Here is a 22006-nt window from a genome sequence, read left to right on the forward strand (position 1 = left end):
AGGGTTCAAAAATGGCAAAAGTATATTATGATAACTCAGTAGAAAACAATCAATTAGAAGGTAAAACAATCGCAATTATCGGTTACGGCTCGCAAGGACATGCCCATGCGCAAAACCTGAGAGATAACGGCAATCAAGTAATTATCGGGATTCGTGAAGGTAAATCAGCAGACGCTGCCAAAAACGATGGATTCGATGTACTATCCGTTGAAGAAGCATCTAAAAAAGCAGATGTAGTCATGATTTTAGCTCCTGATGAAATTCAAGGAGATCTTTATGACCATGAAATTGCACCAAATTTAGAAGCCGGTAATGCGTTGGCATTCGGTCATGGTTTCAATATTCATTTTGATGTAATCAACCCACCAAAAGATGTGGATGTTTTCTTAGTTGCTCCTAAAGGCCCAGGACACCTTGTTCGTCGTACCTTTACAGAAGGATTTGCGGTACCTGCATTATTTGCGGTCTATCAAGATGCAACAGGAAAAGCTAGCGATGTTGCTTTATCTTACGCGAAAGGAATTGGCGCAACGCGTGTTGGAGTATTAGAAACAACATTTAAAGAAGAAACTGAAACAGATCTATTTGGTGAACAAGCAGTATTGTGTGGTGGTTTAACTAGCTTGATCGAAGCAGGATTTGAAACATTGACAGAAGCAGGATATCAACCTGAATTAGCGTATTTTGAAGTATGCCACGAATTGAAATTGATCGTTGACCTTATTTATGAAGGAGGATTTGAGAAAATGCGTAATTCTATCTCAAATACTGCGGAATACGGTGATTACGTTTCAGGTCCTCGTATTGTGACTGCTGAAGCAAAAGCTAATATGAAAGAAGTTCTTACCGATATCCAAAATGGTAAATTTGCGAAAGGGTTCATTGACGATAACAAAAATGGATTTAAAGAGTTCAATCAAATGCGTAAAGATAACGCTGGTCATCCAATTGAAAAAGTTGGGGCGGAGTTGCGTAAAATGATGCCTTTCGTATCAAGAGAAGACTAAAATAGTAAATAGAGGTTGAGAAAGAATTATTTTTCTCAACCTTTTACATAATAAAGGGTGAGGAAAATTTGGTAAAATTAACAAAAGAAAATATCGAAGATGCATATGATACACTAAAAGATGTTGTAACGGAAACACCATTGCAGTACGATATGTATCTATCACAAAAATATCAATGCAATGTTTATTTGAAAAGAGAAGATCTACAAAAAGTACGTTCATTCAAATTAAGAGGGGCGTATTATGCGATTAAACAAACGCCAGATGATATGCTGAAAAATGGAGTCGTTTGTGCTAGTGCCGGAAACCATGCCCAAGGAGTCGCTTTTACTTGTCACGAAATGGATGTTGCGGCAACTATTTTTATGCCAACGACAACTCCTCAACAAAAAATTTCTCAAGTGAAATTTTTTGGCGGAGAGGAAGTAACCATTCAATTAATTGGGGATACTTTTGATGCCTCAGCAAAAGCGGCTAAAGAATATGCTAAAGCAAATAACAAAGCATTTATAGATCCTTTTAACGATTTAAATATTATGGCTGGTCAAGGAACTGTAGCAGTAGAAATATTTCAAGAAGCGAAAGAGTCTGAATTTCAAGTAGATTACTTACTAGCAGCGATTGGCGGTGGTGGTTTAGTCAGTGGGGTTTCCGCTTATACCAAAAGCGTTAGCCCGACTACTGCTGTAATAGGTGTTGAACCATCAGGTGCTCAGTCAATGCGGGCTGCTTTTAATGAAGGAAAACCAGTGATGTTGGATAGTGTTGAAAAATTTGTCGATGGCGCTGCAGTCAAGCAAGTTGGGAATTTGACTTACGAACATGCGTTTAAATATGTAGATGAGCTTTTGGCAGTCGATGAAGGACAAGTTTGTTCAACGATTTTAGAGTTATATACGAAACAAGCAATTGTTGTAGAGCCTGCGGGAGCACTAAGTGTTTCTGCTTTAGAATTAGTTGAAGATGATATAAAAGGGAAAAATGTTGTTTGTATTATTAGTGGCGGCAACAATGATATCAACCGTATGGAAGAAATCGAAGAGCGTTCATTGATTTTTGAAGGGCTAAAGCATTATTTTGTAATAAACTTTCCTCAGCGTCCTGGAGCATTGAGAGAATTTGTAACAGATATTTTAGGACCCAATGATGATATCACTCGTTTTGAATATACAAAAAAAGTCAATCGTGGAACAGGACCTGTTGTTTTAGGAATTCTATTGAAAGATAAAGAAGAGTTACCAAATTTATTAGAAAAAATGACTGCTTTTGATCCAAATTATATTGATCTTAGTGATAATCCATCATTATATGCGTTACTTGTATAATCGCTTTTTGCGTAGTAACGCAGTGCTTTGATAAACTTTGGTTAAAATTACCTATAATCGTGTGTTTGTTTTTGGAAGATAATACAAAACTGTTTATTCGTTTTGTTTATCTTCTTTTTTGTATCAGCATATTTAAGACAGTAAATAAATTTTTATTTCGTTGAAAGGACAAATAGTTAAAAGCAATGGATGATCACTATTTTAAATAGGTGGGAAGTATCAAATCTAGACTTAGAAATAATAGAAAAAATTTAAGTCACTTATTCCTAAATTTCAAACGTTTAGTAATCAAAAAAGAGTTTCACAGAAATCAAGAAAAAGCCATCAAAAGATACTTTAAAAATATCTAAAATTTGCTTAAAAAATTAAAGAAACAGAGTAACAGTCCTTGCCATTTATTAAGAAAGAACGTATATTTAATTTGCTACATTAAATCAGTCAAAAAACAAATCTACGACTGTCAAAGAACATGAACTGGATAGAAATTCATTACACTTCTATCGACCACTTTTTTGGTCAAACACAACTTATTTTTTCTATCATCCATCCGTTATTTAAAAATCATGTTACCTTTGTTAAAAATTACACGAAATATAAAAAAGAATACTAGTAAAGTTGGAATATAAATGAATAATAATAAAAGGTTAGAAAATCGCCGGTATATTACTGGGTTCGATGGGATTCGAACAATTGCAGTTGTCGGTGTGATCCTGTATCACTTGTTCCCTAATACAATGCGTGGGGGCTTTTTAGGTGTCTCCATTTTTTTTGCGGTTTCTGGATATTTGATCACCGATTTACTGAGACAAGAATGGCTTCAGAATGAATCAATTGATGTAAAAGACTTTTACATTCGTCGGATGAAACGGCTTTACCCTGGATTGGTTGCTATGCTGGTCGCTTCATCAGCTTACATAGTACTTTTTCAAAGAGATTTATTAAATAATTTACGAAGTGTAGTTGCCAGTAGCATACTATACTATAATAATTGGTGGCAGATTTTTAGAGGATTTTCTTATTTTGACCGCTTTACAACGCAGTCGCCATTTACTCATATTTGGTCATTAGCTGTTGAAGCACAGAATTATTTAATTTGGCCGTTGTTATTTATTGTTCTTAAAAAATACGTTAAACATAGTGGCAAGATTTTTGCATTTATTATGACGCTGGCTGTTGTTTCAGGTTTTTTGATGGCGATTTTGTATACTCCAGGAGCTGATCCAACGAGAGTTTATTATGGTACGGATACACGACTATTTTCTATCTTGATGGGTAGTGCACTAGCTTTTGTTTGGCCAAGTTTCCGATTGAAAGAAGAAATCCCGATAAAAGCAAAAAAATTATTAAATGGTGTAGGAATTACATCTTTGGTTGTCTTGTTACTTTCCTTTTTATTTTTAGCAGACCATTTAGCTTTTGTATACTACGGAGGAATGTTTATTGTTAGTATCTTTGCAACACTTTTAGTTGCAGTGACAGCACATCCAGGAGCTGATATGAATCGCTGGTTGACAAATCCGATATTTTCATGGCTCGGGAAAAGAAGTTATGGTATTTATTTGTATCAATTCCCAGTGATGATTTTCTATGAAGCTAAAATTGCAACGTTAAGTGATCATGTATATTTACATTCATTGATCGAAATTGTATTAATTCTAGGAATCAGTGAACTTTCGTATCGCTTTATTGAAAAACCTTTAGGCAAATTTTATTATCGGTATACTTGGTTTGCCATCAAAGATTTTTTCCGAAAACCATGGAGAACAGTCCCTAAGCTGACCGCTTTGATCAGTATTGTTTTATCCTGTCTTGCCTTGTTCGCTTTTGCTGTTGCACCTGCTAATGAAATGACTGCAGAACAGCAACAATTGCAAAAAAATATTGAAGTAAATAAAAAGAAAGCAGATCAGAGAAAAGCAGAAGAAAAAGCTAAAAATGAAGGGAAAACAGCAGATTCAACAAAACAATCTGCTATAGCACCAGAAGCAAACTTTGATTTGACAGCAGATGAAGTTAAGAAAGCGCAAGAAATGGAAATCACAGCATTTGGTGACTCAGTTATTCTGGATGCTGCGGCAGGACTCCAAGAGATTTTCCCTAAGATGATTGTTGATGGTGAAGTCGGTAGACAACTGTATAGTAGTACACCAATCATTGAAAAATTAGATAAAGAAAAATTATTAAAAGATAATGTTTTAGTTGGACTTGGCACAAATGGCTCGTTTACTGAAGATCAATTTGATGAGTTTATGACGGCAATTGGTCCTAAACGCAAAGTCTATTGGATTAATGTCCGCGTTCCGACAAGAAGATGGCAAAATGAAGTTAACACGATGCTTGAATCAATGAAAAAGAAATACAAAAATTTAGTCGTTATTGACTGGTATAATTATAGTAATGAACATGAAGAGTGGTTTTATGAGGATCGTGTTCATCCGAATGTAGACGGTCAAGTGAAATATTCGAGTTTTATTGCAAAACAGATTGTAAAATGATGATACGTACTATCAGCGTCTTTCAATGTTTCCAAAGATCAAAATACTTTTCATAAAATGTTATAGGTCAATTTTTTTCTAATATACGCACTTTTCTCTCTCTTAAGCCTTTAGATGTGCAAACACTGGTTCGACCTCGGTTTTCGGTAAATCGCCCTTGTTTTTCATCTAAAAGCTTCTTCTTATACTTTGCTTTACAATAGCGCCATGAGTGAGTGGTAAGCTGGATGTCCAGTTGTTGTTGCTGGTATAATTTTCAAACTTAAAAGCATGTTCCTTTTTGGTTTGATCGGCTCTTTGTTAACTAATGTTGGTAAAGAAAATCCAAAGAATTAAATCAATGATGAAGTCTAGAGGCAAATTCCTCTAGGTTTTTTATTTGGTAAAAAAAGAACATGACTAAAACATAAAATGATTCTTAAGTTAAAATATCTCTTGTTTGAATGGCTTAGAGAAACTCCTGATAACGGGGATAGCCAGTGTTTAATTCTTCATCATAGGCAAGTAACCAATCCACGAGTTCTCTTTCTGTTAAACAGGCACGGAAGGAAGGACACCATTGACGTTTTTCAAAACCTAGTTTCGATTGATTCTTTTGAAACAGTTTCAAGTATACGATATTTTTTTGCTCTCTCATTTCCTTAATGAAGAAAAGAATTCATTCGTTGAATGTCTTAAAGCGCCAACGAATAATCGATCTGTCTTCTTTGATATTACGATGAGGACATGAGTGAGCTGAATAATCAATATCCCAGAAAATACTTGACAAATTCTCCCCTTAATATGTTCCTTTTTGAATGGTTTAGTTGATTTAATTCTAAAGGATATCAGGGTGTCTTTTCTATTATTTTGCATTAAAAAAGATGCCGGTGATTTCTCACCAACATCAGAAAGTATAGAGCCGAAATTTTGTGAAGTCTCATTTATTTCTTTGAACTACTTTTTCATTGTTCATCGGTTTTATAGAATGGAACAGTTAAATTAACGCTTAAGTTAATATCAGTTGATAAGCAACTCGCTCACCATTAGAGATAGATAATAAAATTTCACCTCGGTAGGTAAAGCCTGCTTTGTCTATCGTTCTCAACATCGCTTCATTTTTTGGATGTGTATCAATGCGAATGTCTAAATAATTGATCAGTCGGGCAGTTGTAATGAGAAAATTAATCAATAGCAGTGCTAATCCGTTGCCACGATAAGCAGGATCAAGAGCTATTCGATGGAGTGTTGCATACCTATGATTAGTTTGTTGCCAATGACCATTTCTGATCTGTTCATAGGCTTGTTCAATGCCTGTTGAAATAATTCCTAAACCAGCAATTTTTTGATCAACAATCAATACATAGCATCGTTGGAGGAGAATATCTTGTTCCAATTGCTGTTCGTTAGGTCCTTGATCATGTTGCCATTGAGGAATATTGTTCTCAACTAGGAGTTTTTTTGCGGATGCAATAATTTTCATAAGTCTTTCTAAATCGCTTGGTATAGCTTTTCTTAAATATATGACCACGTGATCTATCCTTCTTTTCAATAAGTCTGTTATTCACTATTATTTTTTATAAAAATTTTCAGATTTTAATTGATAAATTTTTGAGGGACGACCAATACCAACTGGACGTTCTCCAATTTCTTCAAAATGATGAAGCATTGCTTTTTTAAAATTTGAGTGATCGATGGTTCTATAATCAATACCAGAAAACTTAGCAAAAACTTTGCGAGCTTCTGTAATTGTAAAATCGTTCCCTAAGACTTGAAGGACTTGAGGATCATGTTCCATTTTGTTTGCTACTCGATTGAAAGCTTTTAATATAATTTCACTGTGGTCAAAGGCTAATGTATCTTTCCCAGTCGAAGCGCCGATATTTAAATCTAAAATAATTTCTACATCAGCGTTTGTAAGTGAAAGGGTACTTTCATTGCGTTCCATGGTAAACCAACGAACTTCTTTTGCATCATCTCCGGCAATCAAAGGTTCTTCACCAATAAATGCCAAATAACTGACAGTTACGACCCAGCCTCGAGGATCTCGATCAGGTCTACTAAAGCTATGGAGTTGTTCAATATTATCTTTAGAAATAACAACACCAGTTTCCTCTGTTGTTTCTCGTAGAACACTTTCACCAGTTGATTCATTCCTATTTACAAATCCACCTGGCAAGGCCCAAGAATTTCTGTAAGGGTGACCTTTTCTTTTAATTAAAAGTATTTTTAATTGATCTTCTTCTTTGTTGTAACACATTAAAACAATATCTACAGTCAGGGAAGGTTTTTCGTATTCAGGAAGTTCTTGTTGATGATACCATTTTAGAAAATCAACTTCATCAGCTTGTTGTTCAAAATATTGCTTTTCTTCTTCCTTTGAATTAAAATGTGTCAAATTGTTCATCCTCTCTAAATTAGATAAGAGTACTTTTTACTTTATTGTAGCATTCTCATCAAGAAAAACAACTAAAGACATGTTTTTTTTCTAATAAAGTCAAATGTCTTTATAAAAAAGTTTCTAGAATACGTTAACCTTCCTAGGATTATGGTTGACAAAAAAACGTAGAAATAGTATTTTTAACTATATAAAGTATAATTTATCATTTGGGGAGAAAAAATGAAATCAAACGATATCACTAAAATAGCTATTATGATCAGTATTATTATTGTCTTAGGGTTTTTCCCACCCATTCCAATTAGTCTTTTGCCAATTCCTGTTGTGATTCAAAATGCTGGTTTTATGCTTAGTGGTTTACTTCTTGGCAAGAAAAATGGAACGATCGCAACAGTACTTTTTCTACTTCTTGTTGCGATTGGTTTTCCAATTTTGGCTGGGGGTAGAGGAGGGGTGACAGTCTTCTTTAGTATCTCAGCAGGCTATCTTTTAGCTTATCCCTTTGCTACATTTTTTATCGGTTGGATGAGTGAGACCTTTAATCTAAATAATCAAAAAATTACTTATGCATTTGGTATTACTTTTCTGTTTGGAGCTATATTTATTGATTTGTGCGGAGCGATTGGTGTGAGTCTTTTGTCAGATGTATCATTGCCAAAAAGTTTGTTGGGAAGTCTAGCATTTATTCCAGGAGATGCTGTAAAAGCATTTCTGACTGTTTTTATAGCAAAGAGACTCTCAAAATCTCTTTCTAAAAGGAGAGGATGATTTAGTGAAAATATACGGTTTAACGATTGATAGTGAATCGAGATGTATTCATTATAATACTATAGCGGATGTTGTGGCTAATAAATGCTATTTTTGTAAAAAATATTATGCTTGTTTTCACTGTCATGATGAACTGGAAGATCACAGTTTTGTTCCTTGGCCAAACTCAAATATGTCAAATATAAAAGTTGTTCATTGTGGTGTTTGTCAGGTTGAAATGACTGCTAAAGAGTATAAAAAACAGACGGAATGTTTAAACTGTGGACATTTGTTTAACCTAAATTGTTCAAAACATTCTTTCATTTATTTTAATTAGATAAGCATAATATATAGGAACTGAACAGAGCGAAAAATGCTCTGTTCAGTTTTTTTTTGAACTATTTATTCTTCAATTTTTGTCCAAATCATTTGGACAAAAGTACACTTTCATCTTCTTGTAACCTTATAGGTGAGCGTTTACAATGTAGAAGACAAGCAAAGGTTTGTTAAGAAGTGATCTGCGCGGATCAAAAGAGGCAACATTTTTCTTGTTTTAAGAAGAAGGAGGAAAACAATGGAACAAACGCAAGGAAATATAAAAGTGAAAGTTCAGCAATTTGGTAGCTTTCTTAGTGGAATGATTATGCCAAATATTGGAGCATTTATTGCATGGGGGATTTTGACTGCTTTATTTATCCCAACAGGCTGGTTTCCTAATGAACAATTAAATGAAATAACGGGACCAACTATTACTTATTTATTGCCGATTCTGATTGGTTTTACAGGTGGACGATTAGTTTATGATGTACGTGGTGGGGTTGTTGGAGCAATGGTCACAATGGGCGTGATTACTGGAGCCGACATTCCAATGTTTCTTGGTGCAATGATGGTTGGACCGGCTGGAGCATATTGTATTAAAAAATTTGATGAAGCAGTTGATGGTAAGATCAAGCCAGGTTTTGAGATGTTAGTTAATAATTTCTCGTCAGGTATTTTAGCATCGATTTTAGCTATTATTGCTTTCTTAATCGTGGGTCCTGCTGTAGAAGGATTGAATACTATTTTAGCAACAGGTGTTGGTTTTTTGGTGGAAAACTCGTTGCTTCCTTTAGCAAGTATTTTTGTTGAGCCGGCTAAAGTTTTATTTTTGAATAATGCGATTAATCATGGAGTTATTAGTCCAATTGCAATTGAACAGGCTGCTGAAACGGGTCGTTCTGTTTTATTTTTACTAGAGTCAAATCCAGGACCTGGACTAGGTATCTTGTTGGCATACACTATTTTGGGGCAAGGTAGCGCAAAACAAACTGCTCCGGGTGCGATTATTATTCATTTTCTAGGCGGAATTCATGAAATTTATTTCCCTTATATTTTAATGAAACCTATCTTAATTCTTTCTGCAATAGGTGGGGGAATGGCCGGTGTAATGACATTTTCACTGTTTAACGCTGGATTGGTAGCTCCAGCGTCTCCTGGAAGTATCTTTGCCATTTTAGCAATGACGCCTCGAGATAGCTACTTAGGTGTATTTGCAGGAATCATCGTAGCAACCGCCGTTTCATTTGCTATTTCAGCCGTGGTTTTAAAGACATCAAAAGCAACAGATGCAACGATTGAAGCAGCTTCTGAAAAAGTTAGCGCATTAAAAGGACGAACCGTGACAACAAATGCTAAAACAAGTGTTTCTACAGTCGAAAAAATAAGTGATACAGCAGAAAAACTAGCGAATACGAAAAAAATTATTTTTGCTTGTGATGCTGGAATGGGATCAAGTGCGATGGGCGCTTCTGTTTTACGAAACAAGGTAAAAAAAGCCGGATTGCCGATTGAAGTGGTCAACTCTGCTATATCGCAACTCCCGGATGATGCTGATATTGTTGTGACTCATAAGGATTTAACTATACGAGCAAAAGAAAAGTTACCTAAGGCTTATCATGTATCAGTTGATAATTTTTTAAATAGTGACAAATATGATGAATTAGTTGAAAAGTTATCAGCAGTTTAATTAATCAATTTTTGAAAAGGGGAATTCTATGTATCTTTCAGCAAGAGCTAGATTAATCATGGAACAACTGCTAATCAATAATCGGTCTGTTTTTATTAACGAATTAGCAGAAGATTTAAGTGTTAGTACTAGAACCATTCGGCGTGATTTAAAAGAAGTTGAAGAAACATTGGCTTCTTATCAGCTTAAATTGGTGAAAGAGCATGGAATTTTGACATTAACAGGATTAGATTCGGATAAACAACGTTTTCGTTGGCAATTAATGGACTTATCCTATAATGAATACAGTCCAGAAGAGCGTCAGCAAAAAATTCTAAACGCGCTATTAAAAGATGAAGGAATAAAACTGGTTGGATTAGCGAATGATCTAAATGTTACGATTTCAACGATCAGTAATGATCTCAACAAAATAGAAGAACGGTTACCAAAAACAGTTAAAATCGAAAGACGAAGAGGATTTGGCGTGTCATTGCAAGCTAGTGAGATTCAGAAAAGAAGTCTAATGAGTGAACTGTTTGCACAGCAATTTCCTGATTACCAACTACTAAAATTTTTTCAGGAAAAATCACGTGATTTAGTAACAAGTGATTGGGTGGAAGGTCGTTTATTAGATTTAGTGAGTGAAACGTTATTGAAAAAAGTTGAATATAGTGTTAAGAACTGGCGTAACAATAACTTAGAGGCGATAAGTGATGAAGCATATGCAAATTTAATTGTGCACATTTCGATTTCAGTAGAACGAATGATTGCAGGAAACTTTATTCAAGTAGATGAAAAGAAAAATGAAATGACGGGCTATCCAGAATTTTCTGCAGCTCAACAAATATTAGCTGATATTTTGGAAATGGAGCCGGAATTTGTTCCAAATGGTGAGGCAACATATGTTACAGCTCATCTTCGGAGTGTAAAAACAACTGAAAATACGATCCACTTCATGGAGAACGAAGAATTAGAAGTTCTCATACTAGTAAAAAAACTAATTAAGAGCGTTGAATATGAGTTAAATCAAGAACTACCAAAAAAGCGTTTAATCAAGGGGTTGATTGCTCATTTACGACCAACATTAAGACGTTTACAACAAGGAATGCGTATTTATAATCCATTGATCAACTCAATCAAGCAAGATTATCCAGATTTATTTAAAGTTGTACGACGAGCTTTCGATCAAGTCTATCAGGAAAAATCAGTGCCGGATGAAGAAATTGGCTATTTAGTTCTGCATTTTGGTGCAGTACTTTTGCAATTGGAAAGCGAGAATTGTTTTTCCGGATTAGTTGTATGCGCAAGTGGTATTGGTACTTCAAGAATGTTGGTTACACGATTACGACAACGAATACCTCAACTTAAAAAGTTAGAAACAGTCTCTTTGTTTGAACTAGGAAGAAAAAAAGCAGAAGGAAATTACAATATTATTATTTCTACAATTGATCTAGGTCAAGCAGATTTTGATTATTTTTTAGTTTCTCCTATTTTGACTGAAAGAGAACTCTCTCAAATCAGTATTTTTTTGAAAAGTTTAAATAGTGGGTATCACAAAAAAATTGCTCAAGAAGAACAAGCCGTGCAACTAACTTTACTAGAAGCCACTCATTTTTTAGAACAACAACAAACTTTTACTGCCATTGTTTTAACAATCTTAAAAAACTTTAGATACTCCAAGTTAAACGAAAATATAGGAACTATGGAAGATACAATTCGAGTTATTTGTACACAACTTTTAGAAAAAGCACCCGATGTAGATGTTGAGTCGCTGGTCAGTACTTTTTTGTATGATGTAAATGGGAAAATATTTGGAATTCCAGAGACAAAAATTGGAATGTTTCATGCTCGCAACGCATCGATCAAAGAACCGTTTTTTCAATTGTTTTCGTTAGAACAGCCTATTTTTATTGAAACTATGCATCACACAAAAATGACGATCAACCGAATAGCTTTGATAGTGGTTCCAGAAAAGCTTTCACAGGAAGGTTTGGAAGTTGTCAGCTATATCAGCGCGCTTTTTGTAGAGGATCAACAAATGATCCAGCAACTGGAAAATGAAGATGTTACCACTTATTTTGTACAAAAATTATTAACTTATTTAGAATTGAGGGGAAAATAAAATGATTACATTAAAAAAAGAAAATATTGCTTTAAAACAAACGTTTACGAACAAGAAAGCTGCAATTGAAGCTACAGGTAAATTGTTAACTGATCAAGGGTATGTAGAGTTAGCATATATCGGAAAAATGCTTGAACGAGATCTATTGACAACAACCTATATCGGCAATATGGTAGCGATCCCTCATGGAACAGATGATTCAAAACATTTAATCAATCAAACTGGAATTGTTATTTTACAAATTCCAGAAGGTGTGGATTTTGATGGAAATGAAGTGAAATTGATTATTGGTATTGCTGGATTAGGGGATGAACATTTAGATCTGCTATCTCAAATCGCTCTAGTATGTTCCGAGATGGATAATGTGGAACAATTAATAGCTGCTAAATCGGAAGCTAAGATCATCGAACTGTTTAAAGAGGAGGTGACAGTATGAAAAAAATTGCCGTTCATTTTGGCGCTGGAAATATAGGTCGAGGTTTTATTGGCTGGTTATTAGTTCAAGCAGGTTATGAAGTGATTTTTGCTGACGTGAACGAAAAAATTGTTACCCATATAAACGATCAAGGTCAATATAAAGTTATTTTGGCAAATGCAGAACAAGAATCTTTTACAGTCAAAGGGATCAAAGCAGTTAATAGTATTACTGAAAATGAAAAATTAGCAGTATACATCAGTGAAGCAGAAATTATTACGACAGCAGTGGGACCAACAATCTTACCCAAATTAGCTAAAGTCCTTGCAAAAGGTATTGAATTAAGAGCCAATTCCGATCGGTATTTAACTGTGATCGCTTGTGAAAACATGATTGGTGGATCTGAAATGCTTAAATCAGCAGTTTTCCCTTTATTATCGACGGTGGCAAAGGGCTACGTCAGTGAATTTGTCGCTTTTCCCAATTCTGCTGTAGATCGAATTGTTCCGAATCAATATCATGAAAATCCACTAACTGTCACGGTTGAACCATTTTATGAATGGGTAGTAGAGAAGCCGTTGGATAAAAAAAATGCACCAGAAATCACTGGATTAAACTATGTACCTGATTTAACGCCTTATATTGAGCGTAAATTATTTACCGTCAACACAGGTCATGCGGTGACAGCTTATTTTGGTCATATGAGAAATATAGAGTCAATTGAAGATGCGATTCATAATGAAAAAGTTTTATTTATTGTACGAAGTGCATTAGAGGAAACAGGTGCGTTACTTGAGAAAAAATTTCAATTTTCACATCAAGAACATCAAGCCTATATCGATAAAATTATTGAGCGCTTTAAAAATCCATATGTGTCAGATTATGTGACGCGCGTTGGTCGCTCTCCAATTAGAAAAATAGGAGAGAATGATCGATTTATTCAGCCCGCTAGACAGTTTGTGGAGGCCTTTAATGAGACGCCAAAAGCTTTAGCGATTGCAATTGCCGCAGCAATGAAATTTAAAGAACCAACGGATGAAGAAGCGTGTGCACTGCAGAATGCGATTAAAGAACATGGGCTGGATCAGACAATTGAACAATACACAGGGTTAAAACCATACACGAAATTATTTGAGAAAATAAAAACTTCTTATCACGAATTGGTATAAAAAAAGAGGACAGGATAGAAATATTTAGCTCTTAAGAAGTAAGGGGATAAGCGTATTTAGGGTGTGAGATAAAAGTAATTATCACTTTTATCTCACACCCGTTTTTTCTATTTTATTGAGTTAGCTCTAATAATTTGCTCTTTAAATCTTCTTCCATATGACCTAACTCGATTTCAGCAGCACGACGTTTTTCTTTACCTTCTTGCTGAATTCGTAAGGTTTCTTGAATTGTTTCTACTAAATCATTTTGAGTTTTTTGTAGTGTGTCGATATCAACAATTCCGCGTTCATTTTCTTTAGCTGTTTCAATTGCAGAGATTTTAAGCATTTCAGAGTTTTTCTTAAGGAGATCATTCGTTGTTTCAGAAACTTGACGTTGAGCTGTTACTGCATCTTTTTGTCGTAATAAAGTCAATGCAATCACTACTTGGTTTTTCCAGAGTGGGATAGCAGTGTTAATCGATGCTTGGATTTTTTCTGCTAACGCCTGATTTGTATTTTGAATCAAACGAATTTGTGGGGCTTGTTGGATGGTGATTTGACGTGCTAAACGCAAATCATGTGTTCGTTTGTCTAAACGGTCTAAAAATTGTGTATAGTCATTTGCGATTTGAACATCCATTTGATCACCGGACTCTTCAGCTTTTTTCATAGCTTCAGGAATAATTACTGTTTGTAATTCTTCCATCTTCAATTCACCAGCTGCGATATAAATATTCAAGGCATCAAAATAGTCTTTGTTTTTGTTATATAACTGATCCAACATTAAATTATCTTTCAGCAGACCATTTTTTTCATGATCTAATTTGATAGAGATTTTATCGATTTGGGCACCGATCTTTTGATATTTCGCAGTGATTTCGAAGACCGATTGTTTTACTTTTCCCAACATTTTTGAGAAGAAATTACCTTCACCTGCTCTAAGTTGATCGGGATTCGCTTCGCTTAATCGGAACATCAAATCAGTTAAAGAGTCACCGACAGGACCAATATCTTGAGCTTGCACATGATTTAACATCGATTGCGAAAATTCACTTAATTTCGTTTGTGCAGCAGAACCATAGGTGATAACAGCTTGCGAATCTTGCACATCGATTTTTGCAGCAAGCTCTTTTGCTTGCGCTTGTCTGTCAGCTGGAAGTTTATCAACTAAACGAGCTGCAACTTGCTTATCCTGTAGAGCAGAAATTTCACTCTGTTGTGTCGTTGTTAACGAATCGATGGGTGTTGAAAAGGGATTATTTAATAAATCATCCAGCGTATCATTTACTGGTGTTATATCTTTTAGGTCATTTTCCATTGTGATTCCTCCTAAGTTTAAAAGCGCAACAAATCAGTTAATCCTGCTTAAAAGTAAAAAATAGATATTGATGTATGCTTTACTTTAGTGACAAGCTATCAATTTTCCTAAGGATTGATTTGTGTATCTAGATAAGGTTAAAAGCTTATCAGACTTCTTTGCTCTGCCTGAAAAATAGGAAAATATAACTAAGATAAAATTTCCCTCATTACATATCCAATCTTTTTTCTGAAGAGCTAGTCTGCATAGCTAGATAACAATTGAAAGCTGAAAGGCTAGATACTGCTATCTAGTGCTTTTCAACATTTGGTTATTTATTTCATTTTGTTTCAAAGTAAAATCTACTATTCTTAATTGTTCCTACGTTCATTATCTCTTTTTAAGCTACTTTTAGCAACGGATATCTCAACATCTAAATTTTCTAAATCATCCGCTACAAACTGTTCATAGTCTTTTTTGATTAAATTAGAGACTTGATCGATGATTTGAGCACTTTCTTCCAATTTTTCGTATGTTTGTTTATTTTTGATCTCATGATCATCGATCTCTAAATATTTATCCGTTAGGTCAACTAGATTAGGCAAGTGGGTATAAAGAAAATGGTTTGCGAAGTGCAATTTCTTTGGATCTTTGACTAATTCTTTAAATAAAGCTTTTGATACCCGTAATGTATCGTTACGCAAGTCGATTGCTCTTAATTTAGTAGAAGCACTCATATTTTTTTGTAGCTGAATGATTTGTTTTTTAGTCGTATTCATCGTATCACGGAAAAAGTCAATTTCTTGATCTGTCATGCCGAGTGTTTCATAGTGTTCCTCTTTAGACTTTGTAAGATTAGGTAACGGCTCTTCTCTTTTCCCAGACTTTTTCTTTGATCCAGTCAAAATCAATACCACGAGGATCAAAAGAACTACCGCAACTGTTGGTATATGTATACCAGTAATAAAACGCAAAACTATACCTGCTAAAATTAAATAAGCAATTATTTGGACAAGTTTTCCTTTTTTCATTTAAATTCCCTCCAATCATTTATTTCATCGAAAGTTACTATCCTCCGCCATATAAGCTATTTTAGCACATTCTGCTCAATAAAGAATATCAGTCCAAAGGTTGATTTTGATATTTAGAGAAAATGTAAGAAATGGCAAGAGAAAATGGGGTTTTTTACTACTTTAGATGTAGTGCGGGCGGAATTATTCACAAAAAATTCAAAAATAAATATGAGAAAAAAGTAGAAACGTGAGGTATAATGAAAGAGAACGATCAGAATAAAAGGAGAAACATTGTGAAAAAATTTAAAATCATTACTATATTATTAGTGGGATTAGTGATCTCAGGCTGTTCTGGACGTAAAGTTGTGGAAGAAGACGATGACGTTTATATAGAAGAAACGAGTTCTAGTGTAACGGAATCAAGTTCTTATGGTGACGATGAAGTATTTTATGAACCTCGAGATACTTCTGCGACAAGTGAGTCTGTGGATGAAAATAAAGCTGCTACTGAAGAAACCAAAGATCAAGTTAAAGGTAAGGTAGAAGTGATCAAAACCAAAAATGGACACTTTAAATTAGAACTTACGGAGGGGTGGCAGTCGGTTGAGACAAAAGAATTAAGTGATAATGCCGATGTTAGTCTAAAAAATGTTTCAAATGAAGAATACTATATGGTTCTAAGTGAAGCTAAAAAAGATTTTGATAATTTTGATGCATTTAAGAACTCTGTTGATTTGTCTGACTTAGGCGAAAGAACGGATGAAAAGAAAGAGTCAATCAAATACAATGGGCTCAAAGGTGAGCGCCGTACGTTTACTGCAAGTAAAGATGGTGTGGATGTTTACTATATCTACGATTTGATGGAAAGTAAAGACCATTATTTGCAATGCATAAGTTGGACATTAGCTGATAAAAAAGAGAGTAATAAAGCTGATTTGGTCAAAATCATGAACTCTCTAGCCGAGCTACAAAAATAATCAGATATCAGTCAGTCACATTGTTTAATTCTGCATAGATGGGAGCTAAAACTAGTAATCTAGTTTAGCTTCTCTTTTTTTTATGTTATTGCTGGTTGAGCCTGCTCTGATTGTTATTTACTGATATAATTGGATGATATAAAAAGTATATTAAAATGTTTAATTAATTGTTAATAAGCAAAGATGATATCTTAAAAAAGACATTTATAACTAAGAAAGGATTCACAAAAAGAACGAGAAGTGATAAAATTTCAAAATTAAGGTATTATATCCATAGAAAGATTGGTGAACTTTATGATGAACTTTGAAGAGTTCGAGGAAAAGACGATTTCCAGGAAAGAGATATTTAAAGGACAGATTATTGATGTTGTTGTAGATGAAGTACGCCTACCAAATGGTGAAACGAGCACACGTGAATTAGTTTTCCATCCAGGAGCAGTTGCAATTATTCCTATTACAGCGGATAATAAAATGATCATGGTCAAGCAATTTAGAAAGCCTATGGAAAAAGTTCTTTTAGAAATCCCTGCTGGGAAAATTGATCCTGGTGAACAGGATTATCCGAAAGAAACAGCCAAAAGAGAATTAGAAGAAGAGACTGGTTTTCGAGCGAATGAGCTTAATTTTGTGACGTCCATGTATGTTTCTCCTGGATTTGCTGATGAACTGCTTCATATTTATTATGCTGAAGACTTAGAAAAAGTTCCTAATCCCCGTCCGCAAGATGATGACGAAGTTTTAGAATTATATACATTAACATTAGAGGAAGCAAAAGTGGAAATTGATAGTGGACTCATTTGTGATGCAAAAACGATTTTTGCTGTGCAATACTGGGAACTGCAGCAACTAAAAAAGCTGCTGAAGGAGGATAACTGATGGGGAAGGGTCCGCTAGTCACTCGGACGGAATTACGGAGACGAAAAGAAGAAGCTGATAAAGAGGCTCAGAAATTATTTGAGCAAGAGCAAAAAGAAGCTGATAAAGAGTACCGTAAAAAAGAAAAAGAAATAGCTAGTTTTTACCGAAAAGAACACAAGAAGCAAAAAGAAATTACTAAATCTCGTTCAAATGAGCAAACAAAAATTCGCGAACGCAGCAGTACACTCACCAAAGCGATCATTGTTGTGGCAATTTTGTTAGCTATTTTAATATTTATAGTATTGAATTTATAGAGAAGAGGAAACCACGATGAAAATTGGAATTATCGGTGCAATGGATCAAGAAGTAAAAATTTTAAAGGAAGCTTTATCTGATACCCGATCTTGGGAAAGAGCAGGAGCTGTATTTGTTTCGGGTTCTTTAGGACGTCATGAAGTGATCGTAGTCCGTTCTGGGATCGGTAAAGTATTATCTGCCGTTACAACGACTTTGTTGATTCATCAGTATGGTGTAAATATGGTAATCAACACAGGGTCAGCAGGTGGTATTGGTCAAGGGTTATCTGTTGGAGATTTAGTAATAGCTGATAAGCTAGCTTATTTTGACGTAGATGTTACGGGATTTGGCTATAAATCGGGACAATTACCAGGAATGCCTTTGTATTATGAATCAAGCGACTATTTAAAACTTGAAATGAAAAAAGCGGCTGAACAAACAGGAATGTTGATTCATCATGGCTTGATCGTAACGGGAGATTCTTTTGTTAATGATCAAACAAAAGTGAAGGAAATCATTGTAGAATTTCCAGAAGCATTGGCTTGTGAAATGGAAGGTGCAGCAGTTGCTCAAGCAGCAGCGCAATTCAATATTCCGTTTTTAGTTGTGAGAGCAATCAGTGATACAGCAGACCATGAAGCGACTCAAACATTTGATGAATTTATTGAAGAAGCTGGCGAAAAATCTGCACAAATGGTAATCCACTTTGTGGAGCATCTTGTTTAATCTGTTCTACTTTTAAAATGGAGGGTCTAGAATGAAAGCATTGATTGCAATTGACTACACGAATGATTTTGTTTCGATAGATGGAGCTCTGACAACGGGCAGCGCAGGGCAAGCGATTGAGAACTCTGTGGTAGATATAACTAAAAAGTTTATTGAAAATAATGATTTTGTGATTTATGCGATTGATCGGCACGATTTGAATGATTCTTATCATCCGGAAAATGCCTTATTTCCACCTCATAACCTTACAGGTACGAACGGTCGAAAACTGTATGGTAAACTTTATGAAGTTTATGAGGAAAATCGGGAGAAAGCCACTAGTTATTGGATTGATAAGCGACATTATTCTGCTTTTAGTGGCACAGACTTAGATATTCGTCTACGTGAAAGAGAAATTACGGAAGTTCATTTGGTTGGTGTTTGTACGGATATTTGCGTGCTGCATACAGCTGTGGATGCATATAATCTAGGATATAAAATCGTGGTTCATAAAGATGCAGTCGCGAGTTTTGATCCTATTGGACACGAATGGGCATTAAACCATTTTAAACAAACTTTGGGAGCAGAAGTGATTGAATAATTCATAACGAGTAGAGAGAGTTTCGGCGTTTATCGTGTTTTCAGATTTTAAGTGACTGGGCTGTAACTCGTAGAGTTATGTCCCGGTCAATTCTCTTTTTTTCAGTGAAAAAAAGATCAAAATTAGTTTGTTTATTCAAGATTTTACGGAGACACTTTTATCTTACTTAAAAAGTTTTTTGATATTAAAATAGCCTTTTTAGTTTATAAAAAGTCAGATTAAAAAATACCAAACCAATATCATAGAAAAAAACAATGATTTCTGTGCTGACTAAGTTATTAACAGATTCGGCTATCTATGTATGAGTATGAGTTGCTTGTTTAGAAATTTTGTCAGGGATGTATCAGCTTCACCCCCTCAGCTCCTTTCGTCTTTAAATAAGCGATTTTATGTTTTCTTGTTAATTTTTTAAACGCATACTCCGCTTTTGTTGCTTCACTGCGGCTGTCGAATGTCTCAACGTGGATCATTTTTGCAGGTAAACGCGAGGGGAGACGTGTGTATTTTGCACCGGTACCGTTGTTGTGTTCTTTTAAACGTCGTTTAGGATCTGTGGTGTAGCCGCCGTAAAATGTATCATCTTTGCAATAAAGAACATAAAAATAATGATTAGTTTCCATAGAGCATCACCTTCATTTCAGGTAAGTAGTTGTTTTGTTCGTCATAAGTGAATAATGGCGGTAAAACACGAAAGCCGTCTTTTTTTCCTTGTTTGATCCCTTCAATTAGAAGTGTATTTGCTTCTTTTCCAACTTTAGGATAAACAAAACGAACTTTTTTTGGTGCAATATTTGCTGATTCCATAGCATGCAATACATCTAAAAATCTATCCGGACGATGAACCATGGCTAGACGGCCATTTGTTTTTAAAAGTTTTGCTGACACTCCAATTACTTCATTCAATGTTGTATGAAGTTCATGTCGCGCAATTGCTAAATGAGGATTCGGATTTTTTTGACTCGTTGGTAGTTCTTTAAAATAGGGAGGGTTACATAAAACTAAATCAACTGAGTCGGGTTTGATCACTGTAGTTGCTTGTTTTAGATCTAATTCCATCATTTTCATTTGTTCTTCTAACTGATTTAACACGATACTTCTTTTGCCCATATCAGCTAAACGTTCTTGTAGTTCTATTTGAATGATTTTGGCCCTTGTTTTCCGACTGGCAAATAGACCGACTGCTCCATTACCGGCACATAAGTCAACGATCGTACCATTTTTAGGAAATGTAGGGAAATTTGCAAGTAAAACAGCGTCTATTGAAAAAGAAAAAACTTCTTTGCTTTGAATAATTTGAATCGCATCAGCAAATAACTGATCAATTCGTTCACCAGGTAATAACATGTTTTATTCATTCCTTCAAATTAAATTCGTTTGACTAAATAATATTTTGTAGTGCCACTAAAAGGAGTATTTTGTAATTGTCCGAAAACTTGATAATCATATTTTTCATAAAAAGTTTTTGCTTGGTAATCCTGAGTATGAACAGTTATAAGTTCTGATCCTGATTCAATAGCGAAATCCTCAGCTTTTTTGAATAGCTGAAAACCATAACCTTTACCACGATAATTTTTATTAACAGCTAGCAACGAAATATGGGTAGTATTCATCCATTTATTTGCTGTGACACCGCCAATATAAAAACCATCATCATATAAAGCTAAAGAGAAAGAAACATTTTTTTCAGAGGGAACATTTTTTTCATCCTCTTGGTGTTCAGAAAGTAAGGCAATCAAATTGGCTTCATTCTTTTCTTTATTTAAGAATTCAAATTCGATCATTAGCGTAACCTCCAGTTTTTTTAAATTATATAGTAAAGCTCTTTGATAGTAAAGATGATATGCTTAGATTATACTACAATTAAGATTAGAGGAAAACTGCGAAAAAGACTTGTCAAAATCCGCAGCTTTCGGCATACTTATAGCTAGTGAAAAGAAAGGAAGAAAAACATGTTTTTTACATTTATGCGAGGTGTTGTCCGGGTTGTTTTATTTATTATCAACGGCAATGCACATTATGAAAAGAAAGACCGCATTCCTCAAAATGACAATTATATTTTAGTTGCACCTCATAGAACGTGGTGGGAACCGCTATATCTAGCTGTAGGAGGATCACCGAAAAAATTTAGTTTTATGGCGAAAAAAGAACTATTTAAGAATCCATTTCTAAGTTTTATTTTAAAACATGCGAATGCTTTTCCCGTCGATCGAGAAAAACCAGGTCCAAGTGCAATCAAAACTCCAGTAAAAACATTAAAAAATACTGATTTAAGTTTGGTGATGTTTCCCAGTGGTACTCGTCATTCTTCTGAATTAAAAGGGGGAGTGGCATTGATTGCTAAAATGGCAAAAGTTAAAATTGTTCCTGCGGTATATCAAGGTCCATTAACATTAAAAGATCTATTTAAACGTCGTCGAGTAACAGTTTGTTTCGGTGAACCAATTGATGTTAGCGATATTCCAAAAATGGATAAAGAAGGCGTTGCCGAAGTCGAACGTAGAATGCAGGAGGCTTTTGACAGCTTAGATCAAGAGATTGATCCTAATTTTAAGTACGAAGTGAAAGAATAACTTAGAAACTTTTAATTCAATTTTTAGAGCTTAAATATGACTTTAAGAGTTATATTTCAAGCTTT

Annotated in this window: 22 protein-coding genes; 15 read left to right on the forward strand and 7 right to left on the reverse strand. The window is 34.7% G+C overall.

Translation table 11 applies throughout. The features are described from left to right. Positions 1-11: 11 nt before the first annotated feature. The 3 genes from ilvC (at position 12) to AC4BBR_RS04850 (ending at position 4827) form a co-directional block, all read left to right on the forward strand. Positions 12-1007, forward strand: coding sequence for a ketol-acid reductoisomerase (gene ilvC / locus AC4BBR_RS04840; RefSeq protein ID WP_490461429.1), 996 nt, complete (start codon positions 12-14; stop codon positions 1005-1007). A 68-nt stretch (positions 1008-1075) separates the two neighbouring features. Then, on the forward strand, positions 1076-2332 hold the full coding sequence (gene ilvA / locus AC4BBR_RS04845) for a threonine ammonia-lyase IlvA (protein ID WP_490461430.1): 1257 nt from the start codon (positions 1076-1078) through the stop codon (positions 2330-2332). Between the two features lie 626 nt (positions 2333-2958). Beyond that, positions 2959-4827 carry an acyltransferase family protein gene (locus AC4BBR_RS04850; protein ID WP_490461431.1) on the forward strand — a complete coding sequence of 623 codons (1869 nt, stop codon included), beginning with the start codon at positions 2959-2961 and terminating at the stop codon, positions 4825-4827. Between the two features lie 988 nt (positions 4828-5815). Here the strand turns inward: AC4BBR_RS04850 and AC4BBR_RS04855 are convergent. Together AC4BBR_RS04855 and AC4BBR_RS04860 are read right to left on the reverse strand one after the other, a co-directional pair. Continuing rightward, a complete protein-coding gene (locus tag AC4BBR_RS04855) occupies positions 5816-6337 on the reverse strand; it encodes a GNAT family N-acetyltransferase (protein WP_490461432.1) in 522 nt (173 codons plus the stop codon). Between the two features lie 39 nt (positions 6338-6376). After that, positions 6377-7204 (reverse strand): NUDIX domain-containing protein, encoded by an 828-nt coding sequence (locus AC4BBR_RS04860; RefSeq protein ID WP_490461433.1) that lies wholly within the window; start codon positions 7202-7204, stop codon positions 6377-6379. Positions 7205-7426: 222 nt separating this feature from the next. On the opposite strand from AC4BBR_RS04860, the gene AC4BBR_RS04865 reads away from it, so the two are divergent. From AC4BBR_RS04865 to AC4BBR_RS04890, 6 genes are all read left to right on the forward strand, one after another. Then, positions 7427-7972, forward strand: a complete 546-nt coding sequence (locus tag AC4BBR_RS04865; protein ID WP_490461434.1) for a biotin transporter BioY — start codon at positions 7427-7429, stop codon at positions 7970-7972. A gap of 4 nt (positions 7973-7976) precedes the next feature. Next, entirely contained in the window at positions 7977-8288 is a 312-nt protein-coding gene (locus AC4BBR_RS04870; RefSeq protein WP_490461435.1) for a CHY zinc finger protein, read from the forward strand. Positions 8289-8525: 237 nt separating this feature from the next. Then, positions 8526-9956: a PTS mannitol transporter subunit IIBC gene (locus AC4BBR_RS04875; protein ID WP_490461436.1), complete on the forward strand. Its 1431-nt coding sequence runs from the start codon at positions 8526-8528 to the stop codon at positions 9954-9956. Positions 9957-9984: 28 nt separating this feature from the next. Further along, on the forward strand, positions 9985-12057 hold the full coding sequence (locus AC4BBR_RS04880) for a BglG family transcription antiterminator (protein ID WP_490461437.1): 2073 nt from the start codon (positions 9985-9987) through the stop codon (positions 12055-12057). Between the two features lies 1 nt (position 12058). After that, entirely contained in the window at positions 12059-12493 is a 435-nt protein-coding gene (locus AC4BBR_RS04885; protein ID WP_490461438.1) for a PTS mannitol transporter subunit IIA, read from the forward strand. Further along, positions 12490-13641, forward strand: a complete 1152-nt coding sequence (locus AC4BBR_RS04890) for a mannitol-1-phosphate 5-dehydrogenase (RefSeq protein ID WP_490461439.1) — start codon at positions 12490-12492, stop codon at positions 13639-13641. Before AC4BBR_RS04885 ends, AC4BBR_RS04890 begins: the two co-directional genes overlap by 4 nt. A 112-nt stretch (positions 13642-13753) precedes the next feature. Here AC4BBR_RS04890 and AC4BBR_RS04895 read toward each other — a convergent pair whose 3' ends face one another. Together AC4BBR_RS04895 and AC4BBR_RS04900 are read right to left on the reverse strand one after the other, a co-directional pair. Continuing rightward, positions 13754-14941 (reverse strand): toxic anion resistance protein, encoded by a 1188-nt coding sequence (locus AC4BBR_RS04895; RefSeq protein ID WP_490461440.1) that lies wholly within the window; start codon positions 14939-14941, stop codon positions 13754-13756. A gap of 350 nt (positions 14942-15291) precedes the next feature. Further along, the gene (locus AC4BBR_RS04900) at positions 15292-15951 is read right to left on the reverse strand and encodes a 5-bromo-4-chloroindolyl phosphate hydrolysis family protein (RefSeq protein WP_490461441.1); all 660 of its coding nucleotides are present in this window, start codon (positions 15949-15951) and stop codon (positions 15292-15294) included. 275 nt (positions 15952-16226) lie between these two features. Here AC4BBR_RS04900 and AC4BBR_RS04905 point away from each other — a divergent pair, with 275 nt between their 5' ends. From AC4BBR_RS04905 to AC4BBR_RS04925, 5 genes are all read left to right on the forward strand, one after another. Beyond that, positions 16227-16910: a hypothetical protein gene (locus tag AC4BBR_RS04905; RefSeq protein ID WP_490461442.1), complete on the forward strand. Its 684-nt coding sequence runs from the start codon at positions 16227-16229 to the stop codon at positions 16908-16910. Between the two features lie 294 nt (positions 16911-17204). Further along, complete coding sequence (locus tag AC4BBR_RS04910) at positions 17205-17786, forward strand: NUDIX hydrolase (RefSeq protein ID WP_490461443.1); 582 nt, start codon at positions 17205-17207, stop codon at positions 17784-17786. Beyond that, complete coding sequence (macP, locus tag AC4BBR_RS04915) at positions 17786-18082, forward strand: cell wall synthase accessory phosphoprotein MacP (protein ID WP_490461444.1); 297 nt, start codon at positions 17786-17788, stop codon at positions 18080-18082. The genes AC4BBR_RS04910 and macP overlap by 1 nt, the downstream gene beginning before the upstream one ends. 16 nt (positions 18083-18098) lie before the next feature. After that, positions 18099-18791, forward strand: a complete 693-nt coding sequence (locus AC4BBR_RS04920; RefSeq protein WP_490461445.1) for a 5'-methylthioadenosine/adenosylhomocysteine nucleosidase — start codon at positions 18099-18101, stop codon at positions 18789-18791. 31 nt (positions 18792-18822) lie between these two features. Next, entirely contained in the window at positions 18823-19371 is a 549-nt protein-coding gene (locus tag AC4BBR_RS04925) for a cysteine hydrolase family protein (protein WP_490461446.1), read from the forward strand. Positions 19372-19703: 332 nt separating this feature from the next. On the opposite strand, the gene AC4BBR_RS04930 is transcribed toward AC4BBR_RS04925, so the two are convergent. From AC4BBR_RS04930 to AC4BBR_RS04940, 3 genes are read right to left on the reverse strand one after another with little or no spacing between them, the layout of a single operon-like run. Further along, positions 19704-19991: a GIY-YIG nuclease family protein gene (locus AC4BBR_RS04930; RefSeq protein WP_490461447.1), complete on the reverse strand. Its 288-nt coding sequence runs from the start codon at positions 19989-19991 to the stop codon at positions 19704-19706. Further along, a complete protein-coding gene (locus tag AC4BBR_RS04935) occupies positions 19981-20715 on the reverse strand; it encodes a tRNA1(Val) (adenine(37)-N6)-methyltransferase (RefSeq protein ID WP_490461448.1) in 735 nt (244 codons plus the stop codon). Before AC4BBR_RS04935 ends, AC4BBR_RS04930 begins: the two co-directional genes overlap by 11 nt. Before the next feature lie 20 nt (positions 20716-20735). Continuing rightward, complete coding sequence (locus AC4BBR_RS04940) at positions 20736-21152, reverse strand: GNAT family N-acetyltransferase (RefSeq protein ID WP_490461449.1); 417 nt, start codon at positions 21150-21152, stop codon at positions 20736-20738. Positions 21153-21320: 168 nt separating this feature from the next. Here AC4BBR_RS04940 and AC4BBR_RS04945 point away from each other — a divergent pair, with 168 nt between their 5' ends. Then, complete coding sequence (locus tag AC4BBR_RS04945) at positions 21321-21941, forward strand: lysophospholipid acyltransferase family protein (protein WP_490461450.1); 621 nt, start codon at positions 21321-21323, stop codon at positions 21939-21941. Positions 21942-22006: the final 65 nt, after the last annotated feature.

The sequence above is a fragment of the Enterococcus sp. AMC1251 genome, assembly GCF_058216535.1.